Origin of the sequence: Thermocladium sp. ECH_B (assembly GCA_001516585.1) — an archaeon.
In the GTDB taxonomy this organism is placed as follows: domain Archaea; phylum Thermoproteota; class Thermoprotei; order Thermoproteales; family Thermocladiaceae; genus Thermocladium.
Genome location: LOBW01000146.1, coordinates 1 through 1,296 on the forward strand (window position 1 = coordinate 1; position 1,296 = coordinate 1,296).

Consider the following 1,296-nt stretch of genomic DNA (forward strand, 5'->3'; position numbering starts at 1 on the left):
AGACAGGTTTATATAGATTTCTGGATTTGAACAATCCGGTTGTGCATGGGCAGTAGGGTGATAGCGAAGACCCAAGACCTCGGCTAAGGAAGAGAGGGAGGCGTACATGCACAGGAGGGGAGACTGAAGATGGAGGGCGCTCCCCACGATATGAGGCCTTCCCCGGCGACGTGGAAGGCGTGTGAGTGGGTGAGTGGGTGCGTCCTGACAGGGGCGGAGCGGAGTGGGGCCAATGAACCCGTGAGCTCCCTAAATGATGCGCTGAAGCCCAAGCTCCACTACGCGTACGACAGGTACAATGATATGTACCTACGCATACCTACTTAGAGTAAAACCCCACCATCATCCAATCTGGACACTATTGTCGCGGAGTCCAAAAATTTAGATTTGAGAGAAAAAGCTCGGGTTTAAGTTCGCAGGGGCTCTACTCGACGCGTTTGGGCTGAGCTTCATGGCTATCCGGAGTGTTCAATAGCCCAGTCTCGAAGTCGAGCGTGGTGTAGTGGGTGAAGGAGGTTGACGGAGAACTCAGCTTTAATACGTAGCAACGTGAACACGACCGCGGTCGACGGGGAGTGAGGGGTGACGGTAGACCCCTGAAGCTGGTCACAGTTAACTGGGGGCAGCCCGTCAGGTCTGGGGCCTCACAAGCACTACACAAAGCCCAGGTTCCTTGGCAGACAAAGAAGAGGATGGTGTTTTGAATCGGGTTATCCCCCAGAGTCCCCGCTACCGTCATGCTGTAATTCAAGTTCTGTTGAGTCTTTGACTACACCAAGGAAAAGGGGCTTCCACAACAAACTAATATAAGAAAAAATCTTAGACCTCTGGAACTAGTAGTGGTACACTAGCTGTTCACTTGACACTCTCCCAGAACATCATCTTCGAGGTGACGGATTTTGATCCACCGGGGGGAGTGAGTAGCCCGCTTACCAGTCCTCGATGAAAACCTATATATTATTTTTGGGAGTTCATTATTTGGAGTGATTTGAGTACCTCGATTAAGAAACGCTTCCTAGAGCTACTCGACAAAGATGAAGAATTCCGCTTAGCTGTAGCCGCCAAACTCGGACTTCTCGACAAATTAAACAGCCTACAACAAAGCGTGGACAATTTGGCGGCAGAGGTTAAGGCCCTAAGAGAGGGCCAAGAAAAGCTATGGCAAAGTGTAGAAAAGCTATGGCAGAACGTGGAAAAGCTATGGCAGGAAGTTAAGACTCTGAGAGAGGGCCAGGAGAAGCTATGGCAGAACGTGGAAAAGCTATGGCAGGAAGTTAAGACTCTGAGAGAGGGCCA

At 50.6% G+C, this 1,296-nt stretch carries 1 pseudogene; it reads left to right on the top strand.

Annotation, left to right across the window (positions count from 1 at the left end):
* Positions 1 to 988 precede the first annotated feature (988 nt).
* Positions 989 to 1,296, top strand: a pseudogene (locus AT710_09835).